Annotated in this window: 22 protein-coding genes; 2 read left to right on the top strand and 20 right to left on the bottom strand. The window is 52.9% G+C overall.

Annotation, left to right across the window (positions count from 1 at the left end; translation table 11 throughout):
• Nucleotides 1–6 precede the first annotated feature (6 nt).
• The 9 genes from ACT3TC_RS00875 to ACT3TC_RS00835 all read right to left on the bottom strand — a co-directional run bounded on the left by ACT3TC_RS00875 (nucleotide 7) and on the right by ACT3TC_RS00835 (nucleotide 7,798).
• On the bottom strand, nucleotides 7–681 hold the full coding sequence (locus ACT3TC_RS00875; protein ID WP_444638790.1) for a zinc metallopeptidase: 675 nt from the start codon (nucleotides 679–681) through the stop codon (nucleotides 7–9).
• A gap of 79 nt (nucleotides 682–760) precedes the next feature.
• Complete coding sequence (locus tag ACT3TC_RS00870; protein ID WP_444638788.1) at nucleotides 761–1,900, bottom strand: App1 family protein; 1,140 nt, start codon at nucleotides 1,898–1,900, stop codon at nucleotides 761–763.
• A complete protein-coding gene (locus tag ACT3TC_RS00865; RefSeq protein ID WP_444638786.1) occupies nucleotides 1,900–2,463 on the bottom strand; it encodes a type 1 glutamine amidotransferase domain-containing protein in 564 nt (187 codons plus the stop codon). The genes ACT3TC_RS00870 and ACT3TC_RS00865 overlap by 1 nt, the downstream gene beginning before the upstream one ends.
• A gap of 193 nt (nucleotides 2,464–2,656) precedes the next feature.
• Nucleotides 2,657–4,084: a sulfate adenylyltransferase subunit CysN gene (gene cysN, locus ACT3TC_RS00860; RefSeq protein ID WP_444638785.1), complete on the bottom strand. Its 1,428-nt coding sequence runs from the start codon at nucleotides 4,082–4,084 to the stop codon at nucleotides 2,657–2,659.
• Nucleotides 4,084–5,046 carry a sulfate adenylyltransferase subunit CysD gene (gene cysD, locus ACT3TC_RS00855; RefSeq protein WP_172116252.1) on the bottom strand — a complete coding sequence of 321 codons (963 nt, stop codon included), beginning with the start codon at nucleotides 5,044–5,046 and terminating at the stop codon, nucleotides 4,084–4,086. Before cysD ends, cysN begins: the two co-directional genes overlap by 1 nt.
• 174 nt (nucleotides 5,047–5,220) lie before the next feature.
• Entirely contained in the window at nucleotides 5,221–5,955 is a 735-nt protein-coding gene (locus ACT3TC_RS00850; protein WP_192526285.1) for a metallophosphoesterase, read from the bottom strand.
• On the bottom strand, nucleotides 5,955–6,401 hold the full coding sequence (locus ACT3TC_RS00845; protein ID WP_193056264.1) for a DUF1249 domain-containing protein: 447 nt from the start codon (nucleotides 6,399–6,401) through the stop codon (nucleotides 5,955–5,957). Before ACT3TC_RS00845 ends, ACT3TC_RS00850 begins: the two co-directional genes overlap by 1 nt.
• A 23-nt stretch (nucleotides 6,402–6,424) precedes the next feature.
• The gene (locus ACT3TC_RS00840) at nucleotides 6,425–7,078 is read right to left on the bottom strand and encodes an NUDIX domain-containing protein (RefSeq protein WP_193053848.1); all 654 of its coding nucleotides are present in this window, start codon (nucleotides 7,076–7,078) and stop codon (nucleotides 6,425–6,427) included.
• Nucleotides 7,079–7,153: 75 nt separating this feature from the next.
• Nucleotides 7,154–7,798 (bottom strand): tetratricopeptide repeat protein, encoded by a 645-nt coding sequence (locus ACT3TC_RS00835; RefSeq protein WP_444638784.1) that lies wholly within the window; start codon nucleotides 7,796–7,798, stop codon nucleotides 7,154–7,156.
• A 196-nt stretch (nucleotides 7,799–7,994) separates the two neighbouring features.
• On the opposite strand from ACT3TC_RS00835, the gene greB reads away from it, so the two are divergent.
• Nucleotides 7,995–8,528, top strand: a complete 534-nt coding sequence (gene greB, locus ACT3TC_RS00830; protein WP_172116247.1) for a transcription elongation factor GreB — start codon at nucleotides 7,995–7,997, stop codon at nucleotides 8,526–8,528.
• A gap of 13 nt (nucleotides 8,529–8,541) precedes the next feature.
• Here the strand turns inward: greB and ACT3TC_RS00825 are convergent, their stop codons facing one another.
• From ACT3TC_RS00825 to ACT3TC_RS00785, 9 genes are all read right to left on the bottom strand, one after another.
• Entirely contained in the window at nucleotides 8,542–9,270 is a 729-nt protein-coding gene (locus tag ACT3TC_RS00825) for an SIMPL domain-containing protein (protein ID WP_444630046.1), read from the bottom strand.
• Between the two features lie 157 nt (nucleotides 9,271–9,427).
• Nucleotides 9,428–10,711 carry a TRAP transporter large permease gene (locus ACT3TC_RS00820; protein WP_444630045.1) on the bottom strand — a complete coding sequence of 428 codons (1,284 nt, stop codon included), beginning with the start codon at nucleotides 10,709–10,711 and terminating at the stop codon, nucleotides 9,428–9,430.
• 11 nt (nucleotides 10,712–10,722) lie between these two features.
• Entirely contained in the window at nucleotides 10,723–11,196 is a 474-nt protein-coding gene (locus ACT3TC_RS00815; protein WP_444630044.1) for a TRAP transporter small permease, read from the bottom strand.
• A gap of 58 nt (nucleotides 11,197–11,254) precedes the next feature.
• Nucleotides 11,255–12,241: a C4-dicarboxylate TRAP transporter substrate-binding protein gene (locus ACT3TC_RS00810; protein ID WP_444638783.1), complete on the bottom strand. Its 987-nt coding sequence runs from the start codon at nucleotides 12,239–12,241 to the stop codon at nucleotides 11,255–11,257.
• 48 nt (nucleotides 12,242–12,289) lie between these two features.
• The gene (locus ACT3TC_RS00805) at nucleotides 12,290–13,432 is read right to left on the bottom strand and encodes a mannitol dehydrogenase (protein ID WP_444638781.1); all 1,143 of its coding nucleotides are present in this window, start codon (nucleotides 13,430–13,432) and stop codon (nucleotides 12,290–12,292) included.
• The gene (locus ACT3TC_RS00800; RefSeq protein ID WP_444638780.1) at nucleotides 13,429–15,066 is read right to left on the bottom strand and encodes a UxaA family hydrolase; all 1,638 of its coding nucleotides are present in this window, start codon (nucleotides 15,064–15,066) and stop codon (nucleotides 13,429–13,431) included. Before ACT3TC_RS00800 ends, ACT3TC_RS00805 begins: the two co-directional genes overlap by 4 nt.
• Nucleotides 15,063–16,100, bottom strand: coding sequence for a zinc-binding alcohol dehydrogenase family protein (locus ACT3TC_RS00795; protein WP_444638779.1), 1,038 nt, complete (start codon nucleotides 16,098–16,100; stop codon nucleotides 15,063–15,065). Before ACT3TC_RS00795 ends, ACT3TC_RS00800 begins: the two co-directional genes overlap by 4 nt.
• Before the next feature lie 206 nt (nucleotides 16,101–16,306).
• Nucleotides 16,307–17,149, bottom strand: a complete 843-nt coding sequence (locus ACT3TC_RS00790; protein WP_444630039.1) for a fumarylacetoacetate hydrolase family protein — start codon at nucleotides 17,147–17,149, stop codon at nucleotides 16,307–16,309.
• Nucleotides 17,150–17,171: 22 nt separating this feature from the next.
• Nucleotides 17,172–17,912, bottom strand: coding sequence for an SDR family oxidoreductase (locus ACT3TC_RS00785; RefSeq protein WP_444638778.1), 741 nt, complete (start codon nucleotides 17,910–17,912; stop codon nucleotides 17,172–17,174).
• 226 nt (nucleotides 17,913–18,138) lie between these two features.
• Between ACT3TC_RS00785 and ACT3TC_RS00780 the strand changes: the two genes are divergently transcribed.
• Nucleotides 18,139–18,894: a FadR/GntR family transcriptional regulator gene (locus ACT3TC_RS00780; protein ID WP_444638777.1), complete on the top strand. Its 756-nt coding sequence runs from the start codon at nucleotides 18,139–18,141 to the stop codon at nucleotides 18,892–18,894.
• Between the two features lie 21 nt (nucleotides 18,895–18,915).
• On the opposite strand, the gene ACT3TC_RS00775 is transcribed toward ACT3TC_RS00780, so the two are convergent.
• A complete protein-coding gene (locus ACT3TC_RS00775) occupies nucleotides 18,916–19,920 on the bottom strand; it encodes a methyltransferase (RefSeq protein ID WP_444638776.1) in 1,005 nt (334 codons plus the stop codon).
• Nucleotides 19,917–20,726 (bottom strand): methyltransferase domain-containing protein, encoded by an 810-nt coding sequence (locus ACT3TC_RS00770; protein WP_193053851.1) that lies wholly within the window; start codon nucleotides 20,724–20,726, stop codon nucleotides 19,917–19,919. The genes ACT3TC_RS00775 and ACT3TC_RS00770 overlap by 4 nt, the downstream gene beginning before the upstream one ends.
• Nucleotides 20,727–20,739 lie beyond the last annotated feature (13 nt).

Below are 20,739 nucleotides of genomic sequence, written 5' to 3'. Positions count from 1 at the left end.
TAGCGTTTAGCGGCGCAAGATCACCAGCCAGCGGCCCAGGTTGAGCATGCTGGCAAGTGAAGCCGCAACATAGGTGAACGCACAAGCGGTAAGCACATGCCGGGCTCCCGGCATGTCATAAGGCGGTACGTACTCTTTTAAAAGCGGCAATGCGCGGTTGAAGCTGGCATCAAACTCCACCGGCAGCGTGACCAGATGAACCAAGGCGGCGGTACCAAAGCTGATCACCGCCATGCCAATGACTAACGCCAAACCGCCCGGCACGCGCGTCAACAAGAATAAAAACGGCGCGGCCATCATCAGAATCGCGCCCATTTTTTCTGCCTTTTGGGCAACACCCACCAAGCGGCTGCGCGCCAGCAGTGGCGCATAGCCCTGGTGATGCTGCAACGCATGGCCTACTTCATGAGCGGCAACGGTAACCGCCGTTAACGAGCAGCCATCATAATGGTCAGGCGAAAGGCGCACACAGCGCGTCTCTGGGTCGTAATGATCGCCGAATTCGGTACGCTCAACGGGAACGTCTTTAATACCCAGACGCCGTAGCAAATGCTCGGCAAGCTCGGCGCCGGTGCCAGGGTAGTCATTACATCCTCGCATATGGCGTTTTAGCACCCACTTCGCCCATACATTGGGCAGTATAAATACCGCGAGTAACAGCACGACTAATAGAACGACCATGATGACCTAACACTCAATAGGAGAAAACAGAGAAAACCTTCGTTTTATCATGGTCGGGCTAGCAACAACAGTGTTGAGGCTAGACTTCCCCTTGGGCTTCACGACGCTCTTCTTCGCGATGCGCTTTTACATCGCGCTCGACCGCTTCCAGGCCCCGCGCTGAAATATCCCCATTGGCGTGGGCGTGCTCAGCAATTAATACACTGTCGGGTGCGAGCACCAGGTCGCACTCGGAATTGACCAGCTCATCGCGAAGCCGTTGAATGGCCTTTTCGCGCTCAGGGTCTTTATCCACGCGGCGGATATAAATCGCCTTGATGCGCCCAGGATAGGCTTCCACGATCTCAGCATACACTTCCGGGTCATGCTGTCCGCTATCGCCAATCAGGATGCACGGTAGCTCATCAAACAGCGTCAACATTCGATCAATTAACAGGCGCTTGTGAGCTTCGGCGCGGCGCGGCCAAGGGTGGCGCAGCGAAATTCCCCACTCGCGTAGAAACAGGATCGGCCCCACCGGAATCCGATTAAGCTGAAAGAACGTTTCGAGCATTTCGTAAATAGCCCATGGCCCGCGGGATACATACAAAATAGGTCGTTCGGCCTTCTCACTTTCGCCCCGGTGCAGCGCCTGATAAAGCGAGGCAACGCCTGGAAACGCCGTACGCCGATGCGGTTTACGCACAAACAGGCGATAGAGCATCTTTAGCTTTTCGGCGACACCTGTAAACATGACGGTGTCATCGATATCACTAATGATCAGCAGGTCTGTTTCCGGTGGCGGTACGTATACCTCAACGTTAGTACGTACAGGCGACTGGTTTACCGCATGCACCCTAATATCCGCTCGATGCCAGGACACATCGATAGGCAGCGAATGGGTAATGGGAAGGTGTGCATCGAAATAGCCGTCCCGGTCGGTTGTCAGGGACAGTTCGTTTTCACCAATACGAACATCAACCTGGGCACCCGCCAAGCCCCGTCGAAAAATGCGGCGCGCTACATCAGCTGTGTCGCGCAGCATCCCTCGGCGTGGAATAGCGCGGCCAAGAGCGGCTTGGCGGAACACACGCCCCATCAAAAACACTTCACTGGACGAACCGTAACCACGGTAAGGATGAACGACCATCCCCCCACGTCCACGGTCTCGCTTCATCGGCTTTGCAACCGTGTGGACAAGCCTTTTAACAAAGCTTGCCCACGGGCTTAACCATGACATTAGGCGTGTTGACCTGAGTGATGCCCTTCTTGCAGCTCTTCAAGGAGCTTGGCATTGAACGCATCCAGGTCTTTGGGGGTACGGCTAGTGACCAAGGCGTTATCGCATACCACCGCTTCATCTACCCAGTTGGCACCGGCGTTACGTAAATCCTGGGCAACGCTTGCCACCGAGGTCATCTTGCGGCCATCCACAACGCCTGCATTAATGAGGATCCATGGCGCATGACAGATAGCGGCTACCGGCTTACCCGCTTGGAAGAATTCTTTTACGAAGCTAAGCGCGTCCTCGTTCATGCGCAGCTCATCGGGGTTGAACAAGCCGCCAGGCAGTACTAAGGCGTGATAATCAGATTCATTGACATCTGCTAGCGCTTTATCAGCCGAATATGTATCACCCCAATTAGTTTCTGCCCAGGCACGAATATCGTTGCCTTCAGGTGTCACGATATCAACATCAACACCGGCATTTTTGAGTGCGTCACGCGGTGAACTCAGCTCAGACTCCTCAAAGCCATCGGCCGCCACAATAGCGACGCGTTTACCCTTTAGTGTTTGGTTCATCATGCTCTCCTTTTCGTGATGAGGCGTGCGTGAAAAACGCTTTATCAGTGTGGCGTATCCTGGGAGAGCGTCAAGCGAGCCGACCGCTAGATTAGAGATGTTTGATTTAAGTAGATATAAAAAAGCCCGCTTAATCAAAGCGGGCCAACCTGTTGATAAAGACTATTGGTAAAGGCTATTGATAAAAAATGATTTAGCGTTTGAGCAATTGACTAATATCGTTGGCTTCCCAGTGCGGAAAGTGCTTGCGTACCAGCGCATTAAGGTCTTTCTCAAATGCTGACCAGTCCGTGGTGGGGGCTTCAGCAACACCGGCTGAACCCGCTTCACGAATCATTCCCGCCCCCACCGTTACGTTGGTCAGCCGATCGACAATAATGAAGCTTCCCGTTTTAGGGCTAACCCGATAATTATCGACGGGTACGGCGGCGGTAAGCTCGATATCACAGCGGGCAATCGCATTGAGGTTTAACGCCTGCGCTGTGTGCTTCTCAAGCGTATTAACATCAACTTGATAGTCAATAGCGCTGACCTGCCCGGAAAGATCGCGGGTAGCGAGTTTAAAGTCGTAAAGCTTACCCAGGGTTAGTGGGTCTTCATGCATCCAGACCACATCTGCAGTAAACCGGTTGGAAAGCGGCACATCCGCATCGGCACTGACTAGCCAGTCGCCACGAGAAATATCGATCTCGTCTTCAAGCGTCACGGTAATCGCTTGGCCTGGATAGGCTTCGCTTAAATCACCTTCAAAAGTGACAACTCTCGCCACGGTAGAGGTTTTACCCGAAGGCAGCGCTTTTACCGCTTGGCCGGGGCGTAAGATCCCGGCGGCCAGCGTCCCGCAGTAACCACGAAAATCCAGATTCGGCCGATTGACATACTGCACGGGTAAACGCAGATCCGTCAGGTTGTCGTCTTGGCTGATTTCGGTATTTTCGAGTAGTTCGATCAGCGTCTCGCCACGATACCATGGCGTGTGCTCGCTACGGTTAACGACGTTATCGCCGTTGAGCGCCGACATGGGCACAAACTGGATATCGTCCACCTGCAAATTCGTTGCAAACGCGCGGTACTCTGCCTTGATTTCCTCAAAGCGCTGTTCAGAAAAGCCCACTAAATCCATTTTATTGACAGCAATGACCAAGTGCTGAATACCCAACAAGTCAGCAATAAAACTATGCCGACGCGTTTGGGTTTGCACGCCATAGCGAGCGTCGATAAGGATAATCGCAAGGCTTGCCGTAGAAGCGCCGGTGGCCATATTACGTGTGTACTGCTCATGGCCTGGCGTATCGGCAATGATAAATTTGCGCTTATCCGTCGAGAAGAACCGATAGGCGACATCAATAGTAATGCCCTGCTCACGCTCGGACTGCAGTCCGTCTACCAATAGCGCCAAGTCAACCGTACCACCCGTGGTGCCACTGGTTTTGGACGCTTGAGTAATCGCTGCTAGCTGATCCTCAAAGATCATTTTGGAGTCGTGCAGCAAGCGACCAATCAGGGTCGATTTACCGTCGTCGACACTGCCGCAGGTAATAAAACGCAGCAGGTCTTTGTTTTCATGCTCGTGCAGGTACTGCTCGATGTTGTCAGCGATTAAGTTAGATTGATGAGACATTAGAAGTACCCCTCGCGCTTTTTCTTCTCCATCGAACCCACCTGGTCGCGATCAATGGCGCGACCACTGCGCTCACTGGTGCGGGTCAGCAGCATTTCCTGAATAATTTCCGGCAGCGTTGCCGCTTCGGACTCCACTGCGCCGGTTAGCGGGTAGCACCCAAGCGTTCTGAAACGCACCGACTTCTCTTCAGGCACTTCACCTGGCGCTAGCGGCAAACGATCGTCGTCTACCATCACCTGCATGCCGTCGCGCTCAACCACTGGGCGCTTGGCTGCGAAGTACAGTGGCACAATCGGGATAGACTCCAGATAGATGTACTGCCAGATATCCAGCTCCGTCCAGTTGGAAAGCGGGAACACGCGAATCGACTCACCCTTGTTGACCCTGGCGTTATACATGTTCCAGAGCTCAGGACGCTGGTTTTTGGGATCCCAACGATGGTATTTGTCACGGAAGGAGTAGACCCGCTCCTTGGCCCGAGAGGCTTCCTCATCGCGCCGGGCACCGCCAAACGCAGCATCAAAACCATGCTTGTCCAGCGCCTGCTTGAGCGCTTGGGTCTTCATGATATCGGTATATTTGGCACTGCCATGCTCGAACGGGTTGATATTCGCCTCCCGCCCCTCTTCGTTGGTGTGCACGATCAGTTTCATGCCCGCCTCGGAAGCCATGCGATCACGAAACTCGATCATTTCCCGGAATTTCCAAGTGGTATCCACGTGCATCAGCGGAAACGGCGGGGTACCGGGATAAAATGCCTTCCGCGCCAGGTGCAGCATCACCGAAGAGTCTTTGCCGATCGAATACATCATGACCGGGTTACTGAACTCAGCCGCCACTTCACGAATGATATGGATGGACTCGGCTTCAAGCTGTTTTAAATGAGTGAGACGCGCGGCGCTAAGTGCGCTGGGCACCTCACGCCGGGGCGTCGAAGAGAGCGGGGAGAACTGAGTCATGGTCTGCTACCTCACAAAACAAGCCAATTTTTATAAGCTTGCAGTACACGCTGAATTAAAACGTTATACGTTCGATTGTGGATAGAGTAACGCCGAGTCAATAATAACCCAAAAGAATTAATAACTATCTTTTTATTCTTTTATCGCCTAACGAACATAAAAAACATGATATCGCTATACGTCAACGCGCTCGACCCAGGTATCCCACTGCTCACCGCTAAGGTTTATCACTCGGTAACCAGGCCGTGAGGCTTCATCAATCGTAAATTCATCAGCGCCCGGCATAAACTGATCAGACATGGCTGGGCAGCCGTAAACACTCACTGAACCTGCCGCTGTTTCAATGTGCTGCGCATACGCTTGGTGAGCGTGACCAAACAGCACGACTTTCACCTGAGGATAAGCGCTTAAAACCTGCCAAAACGCTTCACGATCTTGTAGGCCGATAGCATCCATCCAGTCAGCGCCAACATCCACCGGTGGGTGGTGCATGGCAATCAGCGTGGGGCGGTCATCCTCTTCCAAGCGTGTCGTTAATGCCATCAACTGTTCGCTGCCCAGCTCACCGAAGGGTTGGCCCGGCACTTGGGTATTGAGCAGCAGCAGACGCCACTGCTGCAAATCTACCTCGTCAAGCAGCGGATGCTCGGCGCACATGAATGCTACCTGGTCGTGATTGCCCGGGAGCCAAAACCACGGGCAAGGAAGGTCAGCCAACGCCTCCTTGGCCAGTGCATAGGAAGCCGCTGTTTCATCCTGACTGATGTCTCCCGTCACAACGATAACGTCCGGACGCTCAGCCGCTGCCGCCGCGAGAACACGTTGAAAATGCAGCCATGGAACCCCCGCACGCGAACGTGTAGTAACATCAGCATGCAAGTGAGCATCGGTAATCTGTACAAGGCGCATTAGCGCATCTCCGGTAAATCGCAGGTATGACCATGGGCTAGTCCATGCGCTAACCATTCGCCTAAAAAGCGGTTTAGCTGGAGCTTTTCGTCAGGCTGATGCATCTGCGCATTAGGATATCGATAGCGGCCACTAAAGTGGCGCTGACGCTGAAAATCCGTCACCTCCGCCATACGCACGTCATGGTAAAGGTGCACGCGCATGCGCGGACCGTCCATAACTGAATCCAACGGACCGCTTTGAGTGACCGCCACCATGGTGGTGTAAGGGGCATGTTCCAATACGGTAAGCTGCAAATCGCCAAAGTGCTGCTCGTCACTGCTTAAGGCGATCTCTCGGCGCTGGCCACTCTCCATATCGCCCACCAGGCGTAATAACCGCAGGTAGTTGGCGCTGCACTCCCCTTGGAGCGACTTTAAATCGGTGACATAGGCTGTTCTTGCCATGAACACTCCTCGTGGTTTTCACTTTACGTGAGCGCTCGTTGGGATGCCGCGCGCAACGAAGCACGCTGACCAGCTAGCCAGTGCAATCCAATCAAACACATGGCGTTGTCGAGTCTTCCCTGTATCAAGAGTTCCCACGCGGTCGGAAAAGACACCACGTGAACACGAATATCTTCATGCTCCTCATCAAGGCCATGAATACCGCCCATACCTTGAGTATCAACCAGCCCACAAAAAAGCGTTACGCGTTCGTTGCACGCGCCAGGGCTTGGGTAGTACGTATGCATTAGCGTTAACGGGCCTACCACGCAGCCCGACTCTTCCAGCGCTTCGCGCCGGGCAACCTCTTCGAGTGATTCATCTTGTTCAACCAACCCTGCAACCAGCTCTAGCTTCCAGGGCGAAACGGGATCATCGAAAGCGCCAGCACGAAACTGCTCCACCAGCACAAGCGCATCCCGTGCAGGGTCGTAAAGCAATACGCCTACCGCATCGCGACGGTGGTGCACTTCGCGATGCATGGGCTTGCTCCAACCACCTTCAAAAAGCCGGTGGCGTAGTTCCATGGCTTCCAAGCGAAAAAAGCCCTGATGAAGCGTTTTACGCTCAATCAGTTCTATATCGTCACGGCCAAAAGGCGGTGTTTCTAATGATGAAGTTTTAGCATTGAATGCCATACGGCACTCCCAGTAATCACAATTACCCCATTATCAATGCTTGCTACCGGGAATGCCAACCTGGCCTGGGCGGGGTTACAGACGGTTTAGCATAGCTTGGGCATCGCGGCGTAGCGCTTCATCGGAGAGTTCACGCTGCGCTCGTGGAGTACCGTTCACCGCGCGTTCAGCGTGCTCGCGGGCAGCGGCGGTGTCCCCTTCATCAAGCAGGAACGCGGCGTAATAGTAGTTGACGTCGATACCTTCAGGGCGAATCTCAACGGCACGCTGAAACATTTGCTGAGCTTTTTCACTGCTTCCAAAGCTAATTGGGCGCCCAGGTACGTTGTCGTAAAGTGCGCCCAGTGTGACGTAGGCAGAACCGTTTCCTCCTTGCGGATCAAGCGCAATGGCTTGTTCAAGCGCATCACGCGCATCACCAGCGATACCCAACGCGCCGAAACCACCACGTTCACGCGCATACGAAGCCAGAATAATGCCCTGCCAAATCAGAAGCTCCGGCTGATCCGGGTTTTCGCTGGCCAACGTCGTAACTTCATCGGACAAAACGTCCAACGTGCCTTCGCGCTGGTTAGCCGGCAAGTCGCTCACCGTATGTTCCCAGCGGTTCTTCAAGGAGAACAGTTCGTTTTCATAGGCCAAAGCCGTTAAGGGTAACAGCATTAGCGTGCTGCCAAGCGCTGCGGTCATTATCAAACGAGAAAACGGTCGTGTGCGCATTATTATCTCCTGAGTTGTTTTTATATCGACATATAGACGCTGCGTTGTTAAGCGCTAATCAGCCTATTCTCACAATGTAACGAACGTTTGATTGATTCGCTAGCCGCGAGTGATGTCACTGTGCTTTTGTTTACTTTCTCTTTACCCTACAGTCGTCTTTAACCAGCGCTATCTTTAACCAGATGAGAGTCCCTTAATGAAAGGTCGTAACATGACCCGCTGGCGCGATCCGGCAAAAGATCCGCGTCAGGCACCCAAAAGCAATTTGATTACCGCCGAGGGCGCCGCGCGTTTACGCGGAATTTTGGATCACTTATCCAGAGTCAAACGCCCCGCACTCTCAACAAAAGTAGGTGAAGCCGCTGCGCTTGGCGACCGTAGTGAAAACGCTGATTACACTTACAACAAGAAAGAGCTGAACCGTGTGATTGCGCGGATTCGCTATTTGACCCTACGTCTGGATGAGCTGCAGGTGGTTGATCGACTACCCGCAGACACCAACAAGATATTTTTTGGGGCATTTGTCGAGCTGGAGGATGAAGATGGCGAAGCGCTTAGCATACGGATTGTAGGACACGACGAAATCGATACCCAAAAGCGCTGGATCAGTATTGATGCGCCCATGGCCAAGGCACTTCTCGGCAAAGGGGTCGATGACGATGTAGAAGTGCTTACTCCGAATGGGAAGGTGTTCTACACCGTTACTGCGATCCGCTATGCCTCGCTTTAGTGCATGGGGCTTCCTAATCTTTTAAGGCATAGTCGATAGTCGTCACCACTCGGACACGCTTGATATGCGGGGTATAGCTGTCCAAATCATCAATCGAGAAATAGCCTTGGGTTGCCTGGCGGATCTGCCCTACCTGACTCCCGGAGTCTTCTGCAAACTGCTGGGCGGCATTACGCGCGTCAGCCGTCGCCTCGGCAATCATCTCAGGCTTAATCGCCTCCAAGCCGGTAAATAGAAACTCGGTTTGGTACTCGTAACTTGGCGAGAGCAAAACCCCTTGACGTACCAGCGACGAGGTCCCTGGCATCGCCTGCATCACGCCCTCTACATCTGGCGAACGCAGCAGTAATGTGGCCTCAGCGCGGTAACGCTCATCAGGGCGCTGCCCGCCATAGAGATTACTAAACTGGTCGGTAATTCTGGGGGGTGTTGTGCTGATATGCCCGGGTTCAAATCCCTGAGACTCCAAAAAGCGACGAACCGCCTGGTCATTATTGGAAAGCTGCTGCTCCAGGTCGCTTAAGCTATTAGCGCTCACGCTGTAGTTAAACGGCCATAAGACCAGGTCGGCCGCCACCTCACGCTCGGCCAAACCACGCACGGTGACATTGCGTGAAGACTGCTGCCACACGTCGGCCGCCTGTTTGATGTAGCTGCCGCCTCCTACCAATCCCAGCGCCAGCAACCCACCCAGCACAACCGCACTGCCCAATATCACGATGCTTCTACTGCTTTTAACCATCGTCGCTACCTCGCACAACGTTCATTAAAGTGCCCAATGCCTATCAGCATCATAGCCGTGAAATGGGAGTGCGTCGGTAGTTGAATATGGTTAGTGTGAGGAAATAGTGAGGTCGCCTTTTCCCCCTGACCACTCCTTTGTATAGAAACCACCGCAATTAGAAAACAAGCGTAGGCAGCATCAATGAAAGCGCCGGGATGAAGGTTACCAATAGCAGAATACCTACCATTACCAGCCAGAAAGGCATCACAGCACGAATAAAGGATGAAACACTAATACCTGTGATACCGCAGGTCGTAAACATTACCGTGCCTAATGGGGGTGTAATCGTACCAATCGTGGCATTGATAATGAAAATGATGCCAAAGTGAACGGGGTCCACACCAAACTGAGCGGCTACCGGCGCCAGCAGCGGCGAAAGCACTATCAAAATGGCGTTGCCTTCCAAAAACATGCCCAAGACCAATAACAACACGTTAGCTAGCAATAGGAAGGCGATAGCACTGCCAACCTGGGTGGACAGCATCATAGCGATCTCCTGAGGAATTTGTTCCCAGGTAAGAAAGCGTGCAAAACCTGATGCGACGGCAATGATGAAAAGCACATTAACCGATGCCAAGAGCGATTCGTTGGTCGCCAGCGCTATCGTCTTAGGCGTCATCTGCTTATAAATGAAAACACCTACGATGAGAGCATAAAACACCGCAATAGCCCCTGCCTCTGTTGGCGTAAAAACGCCAATTCGGATACCGCCAATAACGACCAAGGGCAGCATCAAAGCGATAAGGCCGGCACGCGTCACGCTAATCCACTCCTTACGCGCTACTTTCGTTCGCTGGGGTGGCTGATAGCCGTAACGCCGACACAGGAAGGACACCAGCACCATTAGGCTGATTGCCATCAAAACGCCAGGAACCACACCGGCAAGAAAAAGCCGTCCAATGGAGACATTATTGACGTAGCCATACACGATCAAGGCGATGCCGGGCGGAATAGTCGAGGTAATGAGTGACGAAGCGGCAGTTACCGCACTAGAGAAAGGCACGGGGTAGCCTTTAGCCGTCATGCTGGGTACCAAAAGCTTGGCATTCATGGCTGCGTCGGCAATATTAGAGCCAGACAGCCCGCCCATAAAAGTACTTAACAACACATTGGCTTGTGCTAATCCACCATGCATACGACGAGTCAGCAATTCAGCAAGCTTTAGCAACCGGTCGGTAATGCCAGAATGGTTCATGAACACACCCGCCATAATGAAAAATGGAATAGCGAGCAAAGAGACCGACTCCAGACCACCGGCTAGACGCTGAATAAGCAGCATCATGGGTTGGTCAGCCCCTACGATGAAATAGAGAAACGTCGAGAAAAAGAGTGCAAACGCGACGGGCGTGCCTAACAGAAACAGTAAAAACAGTGCGCCAAGCGCAATACTGACAGCCATGTGGTTAGCTCCTAAGATGAATGTTGCCGAACCAACCGCACCACGCAGTGGTAAATCATTACCACCGCACTAACGGGGATCGCCACATGAATCCAGTAATAAGGAATTTGCAGCATCGGTGTACTGCGATACGCTGAATAGCTGAGTAGCTCAGTCCCCCAATAAAGCATTACTGCGGCACTCGCTAAAATGATGCCCACACTGAATATTTGCTCATTCCAATGCGCCAATCTTGGCGGCAGCTTATCGGTAACAAAACTGATAAACACATGCTCTCTACGGCGCACCAAGGCGCTAGCGCCCAGGAATGAGGCCCACACTAAAAGCATTTGAAGAATTTCTTCTGTCCAGGCTAAGGGACTGTTAAATAAATAGCGCATGAATATATTGCTAATAGCCACCAGGAAAAGTGCAAAAATGGCGGCGGTCGCGACGACTTCATCAAGACGCATGAATCGATCTATCCACGTGAATATACGCTTCATATCAGACACCTCAACGTGGCTCCCCGGCTAACCGGGGAACCACGCAATCACAGGCTGATTAGCCATTAATTATTTCGTAAACCTTGTCATACAGGCCATCGCTCCACTGAGGAAATGCGGATGGGATCTGTTGCGCAGCTCGCTCGCGGAAAGGCGTGATATCAACATCATGAATTTCTACGCCTTCACTACGTAAATGCTCTAGTGCCTGTTCGCTATTATCCGCTACCAGTTCAGAGAGATGCTCTGCCATCTGCTGACCGGTATCCGTCAGAATTTGTTGCTGCTCTTCACTGAGTTGATCCCAAAAAGATTTCCCAGTAACGAAAGGCGCTACAGTATGCATATGAGACGTCAAGCTAAGATGCTCCACCACTTCGTGGAACTTGCCCCCGTAAAGTACCGCTGCTGGATTCTCGACGCCGTCTACTATTCCCTGCGCCAGCGCAGGATAGACGTCACCCAGTGACATCGGCGTAGGGGTTGCTCCCATGGCACGTATAGCTTCTACATACATTTGCGAGTTTTGAACGCGAATACGCATACCATCAAGATCGGCAGGATTGCTGACCGGCTCATTTGATAGCAGGTGCCGTGCCCCATATACCGCATTTGGGATAACAATGTGGTAGCCAGACCCATTTACCTTTGCCATTTGTTCTGAAAACCATTCCGAATCAAAAACCTTAAGCTTCGACTCAAAGTCTTCACTCAGATAAGGCGCATCTAACACGGCAAGGTCGGGCACTGAATCGAGAAAATTACTGTAAGCCGAAATTGAAATAATGGGCGCACCAAAACGTGCCTGTTCCATTACCTCAGTTTCCGAACCTAGTTGGCTTGCAGGAAACGCTTTCAGTTCCAGCTCACCATTACTCGCCTCACTCACCCTCTCAGCCCACTGTTTAATGGCGACATCTACCGGCTCACCGGGCTGGTTGCCGTACGCAACGCGGATTTCAGTGCTGGCATGAGCAGCCGTAACAGCCCCAAGCGTCGTTACAGTAGCAAGCGTAATTGCGATAGACAGTTTATTCAGGCGCATTGAGCACTCCTCTTTTTCTTGTGTTTAACCGTAGGTGTGGTGTCTGCTTTAAAGCAGTGTTGTTTTATCGTTAATGTTTGGAATGTTTTTCCGTTTAAGCGCATCACTCAGTCTTGGCGTCGGTACTGCGTGATTTTTCGCCATATCCACCATTGGCTGTATGCGACGGCTCAGTTTGTCATTGTGATACTGGGCAATATCTTTTAGACGATGATCTAAAAAAGGATTATCAAAACGGTCCAGTGTGCTCTGCCAGTAGGCGTTTAAATCCATATCCGGTAATTCAAGTGCCAAAACAGGTAGCACCTCTTGCTCCATAACCTCACTGAGTGCATTACGCAGCAGTGGCTCCCGCATGGCTTCTCTGACGTAGGTAACGGAACCGGTCAATTCAAGCTGGAGCCACTGATCAACCAAATAGGTATGCGCCAGATTAAGGATGTGAAGCTTGCGCAATTCATAGGGCTGTAACGAACTCACGACTTCAATAGCAGGATGCTCAAAAGGCATACTCAAACGTGGCGTTTGCTGAACGACCCAAAGCGCATAAGGCTCAGCGACCGCACCAACCGGCTCCAAGGGCGCTGAGACGATTCGGTCTACCAATGTATTGACCCAACAGCACTCGTCATTTAGCCATGTATCAAAACGGACACTGTCATAATCCTTACGTGCCAGTTCGGAGACGATATTTTGGAGCACTTGACCATTGCTACCGATTAATTCGCAGGGAAGCAACGTAAGACCCGGCTGCCCTGCGTTAAAGCGTGCATAAAGCAGCTTAGTCAACTTGCCTGGAAAGCTGGCTGGAACAGCGGCAAGACTCGTATCACCGGCTACTTCGTAACCGCTATCCCCCGTATTGGAAACCACCCAACAAGCTGTCTGAATAAAGTGACGCTCTAGTGCCTCCCACTCTTCCTGTGCCACGAGGCAGCCAGCGATACTACTAATAGAGAGATGCTCCTCAATGGGTGCACCATTACGCAATCCCTTAATATGTAGCGGATAACTATCCTGCTGAGCCAAGGCAGCTGCCTTGGCTTTGCCCTCGGGACGCGCCGATGTCTGCACCACAAGTACGGCTTCACGGCTGTTTCCCTCTGCCAACGCTGCGCCTGCAAAAGCAGCGACGTGGCCGAGTAAAAAACGGCTCGTACCGAACTGAACAATGCTCGCCTGAGAGATCACAATGACACCCCTCTCTTCCAAGGAATAAAGTCCAACTGTGCAAGACGTGCAGCCTTCGATATATAACGCCCAGACGCTGTTTCAATACAGAGCGTTAGCAATTCATCGGCCAATTGGGCAATGCTCGCTTCACCGCGGATGATCGGCCCAGCATCGAAGTCGATCACATCGCTCATACGGCTTGCGAGTTCGCTATTGCTTGAAATCTTAATCACAGGCGCCACGGGGTTGCCGGTCGGTGTTCCTAGACCTGTGGTAAATAGCACCAGATTAGCGCCGGACCCAACCAGACCAGTGGTGGACTCTACATCGTTACCTGGCGTACATAGCAGGTTAAGCCCCTTACGCGTCATGGGCTCGGTGTAATCGAGCACATCAACCACGGGACTGTCTCCGCCTTTTTTTGCAGCGCCCGCTGACTTCATGGCATCGGTAATCAGGCCGTCACGCACATTGCCAGGTGAAGGGTTCATGGAAAAATCCGCGCCTACCGCGTGGGCATGGCGCTGATAAGCGGCCATTAACGTGGTGAAGCGTTCAGCCACCTGCTGGTTACGACAGCGCGCCAACAACTCGTGCTCTACACCGCATAGCTCGGGGAACTCACTTAGAATACCGCTACCACCCAGCGCCACAAGGCGATCCACAACAGCGCCTACCACGGGGTTTGCGGAAAGCCCGGAAAAGCCATCCGAACCGCCACATTCAACGCCCAAGGTAAGCTCAGAAAGCGGCGTTGGCTGCCGAGTCACTTGATTGGCCTGCTTGAGTCCATCAAAAATCGCTGTCAATGCGTCGCGAATTAGCACCTCTTCGCTTTCAGACCGCTGCTGCTCGAAGTAGCTGACTGGCTTGTGGCCGCTTGGGTCACGTTTTGAAATGGCTTCTTGCAGCATGGTGATCTGTGCTTTCTGGCAACCCAGGCTAAGCACCGTTGCGCCAGCGACATTGGGATGACAGATGTAGCCTGCGAGCAGTTCACATAGCGCGTCAGCATCACCGTCTGTGCCACCGCAGCCCTGCTGATGAACCAAAAAGCGCACGCCATCAACATTAGGAAACAGATGCTCCCCGGCGGGAGCCGCTGACTCGGCAATGTCTTGCCCATGCAACAGTTGCCTGGCCATGCGCTTATAATCATAAAAGGGGTCGTCACCCAAGGCATCGGCGACGCACTGGCGCAACACTTCGATATTGCGGTTTTCACAAAAAACCAAAGGCACCACTAGCCACACGTTGGCCGTTCCTACCTTGCCATCCGGGCGATGGTAGCCAGCAAATGTCGTCTTCTCGAACGCCGTTACCTCAGGTGGCTGCCACGCTTTTTGCCTAGTCTCCGTGGATAGCTCGTCCGTTGCATGCACCACGTTTTCGGTCGTAATCGTGCCACCCGCCGCAATGGGTTGTGTTGCTTTACCCACCCTTACGCCGTACATGGTGACAACATCGCCAACCGCCATATCGCTTAGCGCAAACTTATGCTTGTGGCGAACGAAGCCAGGCAGCGTGATGTTAACGCCTTGATCCTCGATCACTGCGCCTGCTGGCAAGTCGGTCAAAGCAACTCGAACATTATCCAGTGCGTGAACACGCAGCGTGAGATGGGGCGTTTGCGTTGTAATCAAATCACTCACGGATGCGCTTCCTCAGTATCGATGGAAATCATAGCCTTGATGACCTGATTGGCGGGGTCACACCACTGAGGCATGTTTAAAGGAACATCGGCAAGCGGCGCCCGGTGAGTAATCATCGCATCGGCGTTGATAGCACCACTCTCCATTAGTGACACCACACAATCAAAGTCTTCACGCGTGGCATTGCGGCTACCCATCAGCGTCAGTTCTTTTTTATGGAAGTCAGGATCGTTAAAAGTGATATCAGCTTTCACTACGCTAACCAACACATAGCGCCCACCATGGCCTGCAAGATCGAACCCAGCCTGCATAGCACGGGGATTACCGGTGGCATCAAACACCACATCCGCTAACGCTCCACCATTTAGTGTGCTGATCTGGGCCGTCACCTCAACTTCCTGTGGATTTACGACCGCATCAGCCCCCAACACATCACGGCAAAACGCTAATCGTGAGGCATTGGTGTCCACCATCAATGTGCGTGCACCTCGGCTTTTCGCCACCTGAAGAACACCCATGCCTATCGGGCCTGCTCCGACAATCACCGCCAACTCACCCGCTTGCAGTGCGCTACGTCTTACCGCATGGGCGCCAATCGCCATGCACTCTACTAATGCAAGCTGATCGATAGAGAGGGTTTCGGAAACTACCAAGTGTGTAGTGGGAACAGCCAGGTACTCCGCCATTCCACCATCCTTATGTACACCAATAACCTGCATATTCTGGCAACAGTTTGTCTTACCCTGCTGGCAGGCGCGGCACTCGCCACAATGTAAATAAGGAATAACGTAAACCTGCTTGCCCAACAGATGCTGAGCTGGGCTATCCGCCACCTCAACAACCTCTCCTGCGAGCTCATGACCAAGCACGCGCGGGTATTCAAAATAGGGCTGATTACCCCCATAGGCATGGATATCCGTGCCGCAGATGCCAATGCGCCGAATGCGTACCAGGGCATGTCCTGCCGGACATTCAGGCTTAGCGTGGTGACGCAGTTCAAGGTGATGCGGCTTTGAACAAACAAGCGCTTGCATTAATGTGCTCCTTTCCGCCAAGCACAGGCCACTATCGAACCAGCCTGACAGGCGCTTTGGTCTATTGGTCAGTCCTTTGGAGGTATAAAAATCCTTCAAGGCCTGCCGCTCTCGGTAAATGAGGTACTAACGGCGAATAGAGCCGCCAATACCTATTTTCTTACTATGTGTATTTCCACTATCTATATTTCTACTATCTAAACTTTCTATGCCTGAACTACGCGCTGCGTCTGCTCGCCCAAGCCATCAATGCCTAAGCGCATGCGCTGGCCGTCCCGAAGATATACCTGGGGCTGCTGGCCCATACCTACTCCCGGAGGTGTACCGGTTGAAATAACGTCGCCCGGCTGCAGGCTCATAAAGCGGCTTAGGTAACTGATTAAAAAAGGCACTTGGTACACCATGGTCTGGGTGCTGCCATCCTGATAACGCTTACCATCCACTTCAAGCCACATGCCTAATTGGTGCGGGTTCGCCACTTCGTCACGGGTTACCAGCCAAGGGCCTAACGGGCCAAACGTATCGCAGCCTTTGCCTTTATCCCAGGTGCCACTGCGCTCAAGCTGGAACGCGCGCTCAGAGACATCATTCACAACACAGTAGCCCGCCACATGAGACATGGCGTCGGCCTCGTCGATGTAACGTCCGCCCTTGCCAATGATGACGCCAAGCTCTACTTCCCAGTCGGTCTTTTCCGAGCCACGGGGAATTTCCACATCATCGTTAGGGCCGCAGATAGCGCTGGTCCATTTATTGAAAATGACCGGTTCGGGCGGCACTTCAGCACCGGTTTCAGCGGCGTGGTCAGAATAGTTGAGACCGATGCAGATAAACTTGCCTACGCGAGCCACACAGGGACCCAAGCGAACATCATCAGCGACTTCCGGCAACGTTGTTAAATCCATATCGCGTAGCTGCTGCAACTTACTGTCGCTCAATACGTCGCCCGCGATATCATCAACGATAGAGGAAAGATCGCGTACCTTTCCTTGGCTATCCAGAATGCCTGGCTTTTCCTGACCCGATAGTCCAAAGCGTAATAATTTCATATTGTTATACCTCCTAAAGTAATCAGTTAGCCCAGCCGCCATCAATTAACTGTGTAGTACCGGTAATGAACTGCGATTCAGCGCTGGCCAGAAAAGCGGCCAAAGCAGCCACTTCCTCTACCCGCCCTAACCTGCCCATCGGTTGACGCGCAATAAACGATGCCAGCACGTCAGACTCGCTGCGCCCTTCTCGGCGGGCCTGGTCTGCAATACGCTGTTTCAATGAGGGAGACTCGACGGTACCTGGGCAAATGGCATTGCAGCGAACACCCTGGGTCATAAAGTCGGCGGCTACCGACTTGGTAAGACCGATAACCGCCGCTTTGGAGGCCCCGTAAGCACAGCGGTTGGCAACGCCTTTAACGCTTGATGCCAGAGACGCCATATTGATAATGCTGCCCCCGCCGTTTAATAACATGCCGGGTAAAAAAGCCTGAAGGGTATAAAACATTGAAGTGACGTTCAGATCCATCGACCGCTGCCAAGTCGCCTCGTCGCACTCAAGCACCGTGCCACCCGCCACCATGCCCGCACAGTTAAACAGTATGTCCAAGTCTGGCAGCGAAGCGGCAAGTTCGTTGATTGCCTGACTATCAGTTACATCAAGGCGATAGGCTTCAACGCCCGGCATATCTTGCAAGGTAGAAATATCAATATCGGTGGCGAGTACACGTGCGCCTTCGGCAACAAATCGCTCGACGCTTGCACGCCCAATACCGTTCGCGGCGGCAGTGATTAATGCAGTTTTATTTTTGAGTCTCATGCGATGTCACTTCCCTAATAGCGATGGCACGCCCCTGAAAATCGTGGGAACATACTAGGGTCAGGTCATCCAGACATACAATGGCCTGACCAATGAATCGAGTATGAGCGAGAGATATTGATCTTTGCAATCCTCAAAAAGGCCAATCATGGGCTTTTGGGGATAAACTTTAGTCGCAGTTAATATTGATCGAGAATATTAAAGAAACGGATAGGAACGACCGCGAATGCCCATTCAAGCCATCCGCTCACAACGGCTTTATCGCCAGATCGCTGACCAGTTGCAGCAGTTGATCAATAATGGAGAGTTCCCCCCTGGAACCCTCCTTCCGCCCGAGCGCGAGCTTGCACAATCTCTAGGCGTCAGCCGAGCATCAGTAAGAGAAGCCTTGATTGCTTTGGAAGTGGTTGGTCAGGTTGCCGTGCGAGTCGGGCACGGTGTCGTTGTACTTGAACCCCGTTCAATGCCTTTGGAGCCGGTGATGCGTGCGGCGGCACGTACAGAACCGTGGGCACTGGATCCAGAATTCGAGAGTGAAATTGAGCTTAACCTGGACGAAGAAATCCCTCCGTTTTCCCTTCTTCAGACACGCCGCTATCTAGAGCCGGAAATCGCGGCATTAGCAGCCACGAATGCGACCGATGACGACATAAAATCGATTCGATTAGCTCTCGAACGCAATTTTTTTGATAACGCCAACGGTAGACGTAACTGCGTCGGGGACCGATTGCTGCATATCCGCATAGCAGAAGCATCAAGCAACGCTGCCTACGCACTTATCATCAAGCACCTACTTGGCCATCAATATGGCCCTATGTTCCGTCGTCTTCAGGATCTGCACATGGAAACAGATATGCCTCAGCGCTCCCAAGGCGATCATGAGCAGATCGTCAAGGCGATTGAAAATCGTGACCCGGCCGCTGCCCGCCATGCAATGGAAGCCCACTTAGACCATGTTTTAAGTGTTTTCTTTGCCGAGTAAACCGTGATTCAAAAATAAACATTAACGGCCTAATCTACTCGCCACATAGACCCGAAACCGCCGATTATCAGCAAGCGTTTCAAAGCTGCCAAAAGCCTCGGTGAGAAGGTCCGGATAAGGCAAGAACACATTGGCGACCATGATGAGACGCCCACGGTTAGCAAGATGCTTGGGCGCTTGGCGAATCAAGCGTTGGCTGGGCCCATAGCTTACGTCTCGCTCTTGATGAAACGGCGGGTTACTAATAATAAAATCGTAGGTTTCACTTTCCAATGTGCTATACACATCGCTTTGCAAAGCGTGCCCATTAACCTGATTAGCCTCTAGCGTGCGGCGCGTTGCCTCTACGGCAAAAGCGCTGACATCCACGGCGGTTACCGCATGGCCCCGTTTGGCAAGCCAGGCGCTAATAATGCCATCGCCACAGCCCATATCGAGAATACGTTGAGGCGTTTTAGGCAGCTCTTTTTCCAAGCTGTCCAATAGTAGCAGCGTGCCTTCATCTACCTTGCCATGACCAAAAACGCCGGGATGGCTAACCAGCGTTAATCCCAAAGCATCAAAGCGCTGCCAAGCGTCTTCCAGGGTGTTCTCAAGCGCGATGGTGCGTGTGGCAAAGAGTGAACAGCGCCGCGCGTTATCGCGCTTGTCACACATCATCCCCCGCTCTGCGAGTACGTTAGGCACGCGTTTCACGCCGCCACTGTGCTCACCGATAATTTCAATGGCCGTGCCCGTGGGTAGCACGCTGCATAGCCACTCAAGCCACCAAATGCCTAGCTGATGCGCTTTAGGCCAGAACAACACTATCTCGCCGTGGGTAACGGCATTTTCAGGCAGCGCGAAGGGGCTATAGACCTGCTTGCCTACCGCTTGCCACTCGCTTAGCACACCAAGATCACCGCTGATAACGCCTGCGGATTGCGCGATTAACCAGGCATCAACCGGTGGCGCTACGACCATAAGTGCCGTGTACTCATCCTGTTGACGTTCCAGCAGTTGGCAGGCAGGTGATTGGGCACTCATTGGGAAGTCTCCGGTTTAATCAACGTGTAGAGTAAATAACGACCCAGCCGCCAGTGCGGGTCTTGTTGGCAGTACTTCTTTTCGAGCGCCAGCAGCGTTTCACGCTCTTTGTCGCTGGCGGGTGGCAGGCGTAGGTAATCCTGAAACACACGGATACCCGCAACACTTGCCACTTCAAGACTGTTTTCCGCTCCCCACTCAACTACCTCAGCATGGGTGACCGGCGAAATAGGCGTTAAGCGCTGCCGCTTGCCCATACCTTCCAAACGATCACTTAGCGCCTTTTCCAGATTGCCTTTCACCGCGTTGGAAAAGCGCAGCGCATCGCGGTTAAACACCATCAGGCTCAACTGCCCGCCGGGCGCGAGCAGGCTTGCCAGGCTTGCCATCGCTGAGCGCGGGTCGCCCAACCACTCAAGCACCGCATGGCAGGTAATCAACGGCCAAGGGCCCGGCGCTTGCTGGCGTAAATCCTGAAGCGGGGCATGCACGTAGGCCATCGCCTCGCCAGGCAGCCGTTTAGCTTCACTGTGCCAATGCTTGGCATACGTAAGCATATCCAGCGAGGGCTCGGCCATGGTGACCGGGTGCTGGCGTTCGGCAAACCACGCCGCCTGCTGACCTAACCCGCCGCCGACATCCAGTACGGGCTGCTGAGTTAGTTCAAGCATTTGCGGCAGCAAGTAATCCAGCATCGCCAAGCGCAGCTCGCCGCGAGGCGCCTGGTAAAGCGAGCGTGAAAACTTGTCGACCAGACCGTCAAAGTAGCGGTCTCCAGCGTCGTTTAATTCATAGGTTGGATGCATGCATAAGGCCAAG

This window comes from Halomonas sp. AOP27-A1-41 (assembly GCF_052378605.1).
Classification (GTDB): Bacteria; Pseudomonadota; Gammaproteobacteria; order Pseudomonadales; family Halomonadaceae; genus Vreelandella; species Vreelandella citrativorans.
The sequence above is the reverse complement of the archived record's forward strand: the minus strand, read 5'-3'. Positions and strand labels throughout refer to the sequence as shown.

Coding starts and splice junctions, on each gene's coding strand:
- ACT3TC_RS00795 (WP_444638779.1), bottom strand. CDS start 16,100: ATGCAAGCGCTTGTTTGTTCAAAGCCGCATCACCTTGAACTGCGTCAC.
- greB (WP_172116247.1), top strand. CDS start 7,995: ATGAAAGGTCGTAACATGACCCGCTGGCGCGATCCGGCAAAAGATCCG.
- ACT3TC_RS00820 (WP_444630045.1), bottom strand. CDS start 10,711: ATGGCTGTCAGTATTGCGCTTGGCGCACTGTTTTTACTGTTTCTGTTA.
- ACT3TC_RS00850 (WP_192526285.1), bottom strand. CDS start 5,955: ATGCGCCTTGTACAGATTACCGATGCTCACTTGCATGCTGATGTTACT.
- ACT3TC_RS00840 (WP_193053848.1), bottom strand. CDS start 7,078: ATGGCATTCAATGCTAAAACTTCATCATTAGAAACACCGCCTTTTGGC.
- ACT3TC_RS00825 (WP_444630046.1), bottom strand. CDS start 9,270: ATGGTTAAAAGCAGTAGAAGCATCGTGATATTGGGCAGTGCGGTTGTG.
- cysD (WP_172116252.1), bottom strand. CDS start 5,046: ATGACTCAGTTCTCCCCGCTCTCTTCGACGCCCCGGCGTGAGGTGCCC.
- cysN (WP_444638785.1), bottom strand. CDS start 4,084: ATGTCTCATCAATCTAACTTAATCGCTGACAACATCGAGCAGTACCTG.
- ACT3TC_RS00775 (WP_444638776.1), bottom strand. CDS start 19,920: ATGAGTGCCCAATCACCTGCCTGCCAACTGCTGGAACGTCAACAGGAT.
- ACT3TC_RS00780 (WP_444638777.1), top strand. CDS start 18,139: ATGCCCATTCAAGCCATCCGCTCACAACGGCTTTATCGCCAGATCGCT.
- ACT3TC_RS00770 (WP_193053851.1), bottom strand. CDS start 20,726: ATGCATCCAACCTATGAATTAAACGACGCTGGAGACCGCTACTTTGAC.
- ACT3TC_RS00810 (WP_444638783.1), bottom strand. CDS start 12,241: ATGCGCCTGAATAAACTGTCTATCGCAATTACGCTTGCTACTGTAACG.
- ACT3TC_RS00845 (WP_193056264.1), bottom strand. CDS start 6,401: ATGGCAAGAACAGCCTATGTCACCGATTTAAAGTCGCTCCAAGGGGAG.
- ACT3TC_RS00875 (WP_444638790.1), bottom strand. CDS start 681: ATGGTCGTTCTATTAGTCGTGCTGTTACTCGCGGTATTTATACTGCCC.
- ACT3TC_RS00790 (WP_444630039.1), bottom strand. CDS start 17,149: ATGAAATTATTACGCTTTGGACTATCGGGTCAGGAAAAGCCAGGCATT.
- ACT3TC_RS00865 (WP_444638786.1), bottom strand. CDS start 2,463: ATGAACCAAACACTAAAGGGTAAACGCGTCGCTATTGTGGCGGCCGAT.
- ACT3TC_RS00785 (WP_444638778.1), bottom strand. CDS start 17,912: ATGAGACTCAAAAATAAAACTGCATTAATCACTGCCGCCGCGAACGGT.
- ACT3TC_RS00835 (WP_444638784.1), bottom strand. CDS start 7,798: ATGCGCACACGACCGTTTTCTCGTTTGATAATGACCGCAGCGCTTGGC.
- ACT3TC_RS00870 (WP_444638788.1), bottom strand. CDS start 1,900: ATGTCATGGTTAAGCCCGTGGGCAAGCTTTGTTAAAAGGCTTGTCCAC.
- ACT3TC_RS00815 (WP_444630044.1), bottom strand. CDS start 11,196: ATGAAGCGTATATTCACGTGGATAGATCGATTCATGCGTCTTGATGAA.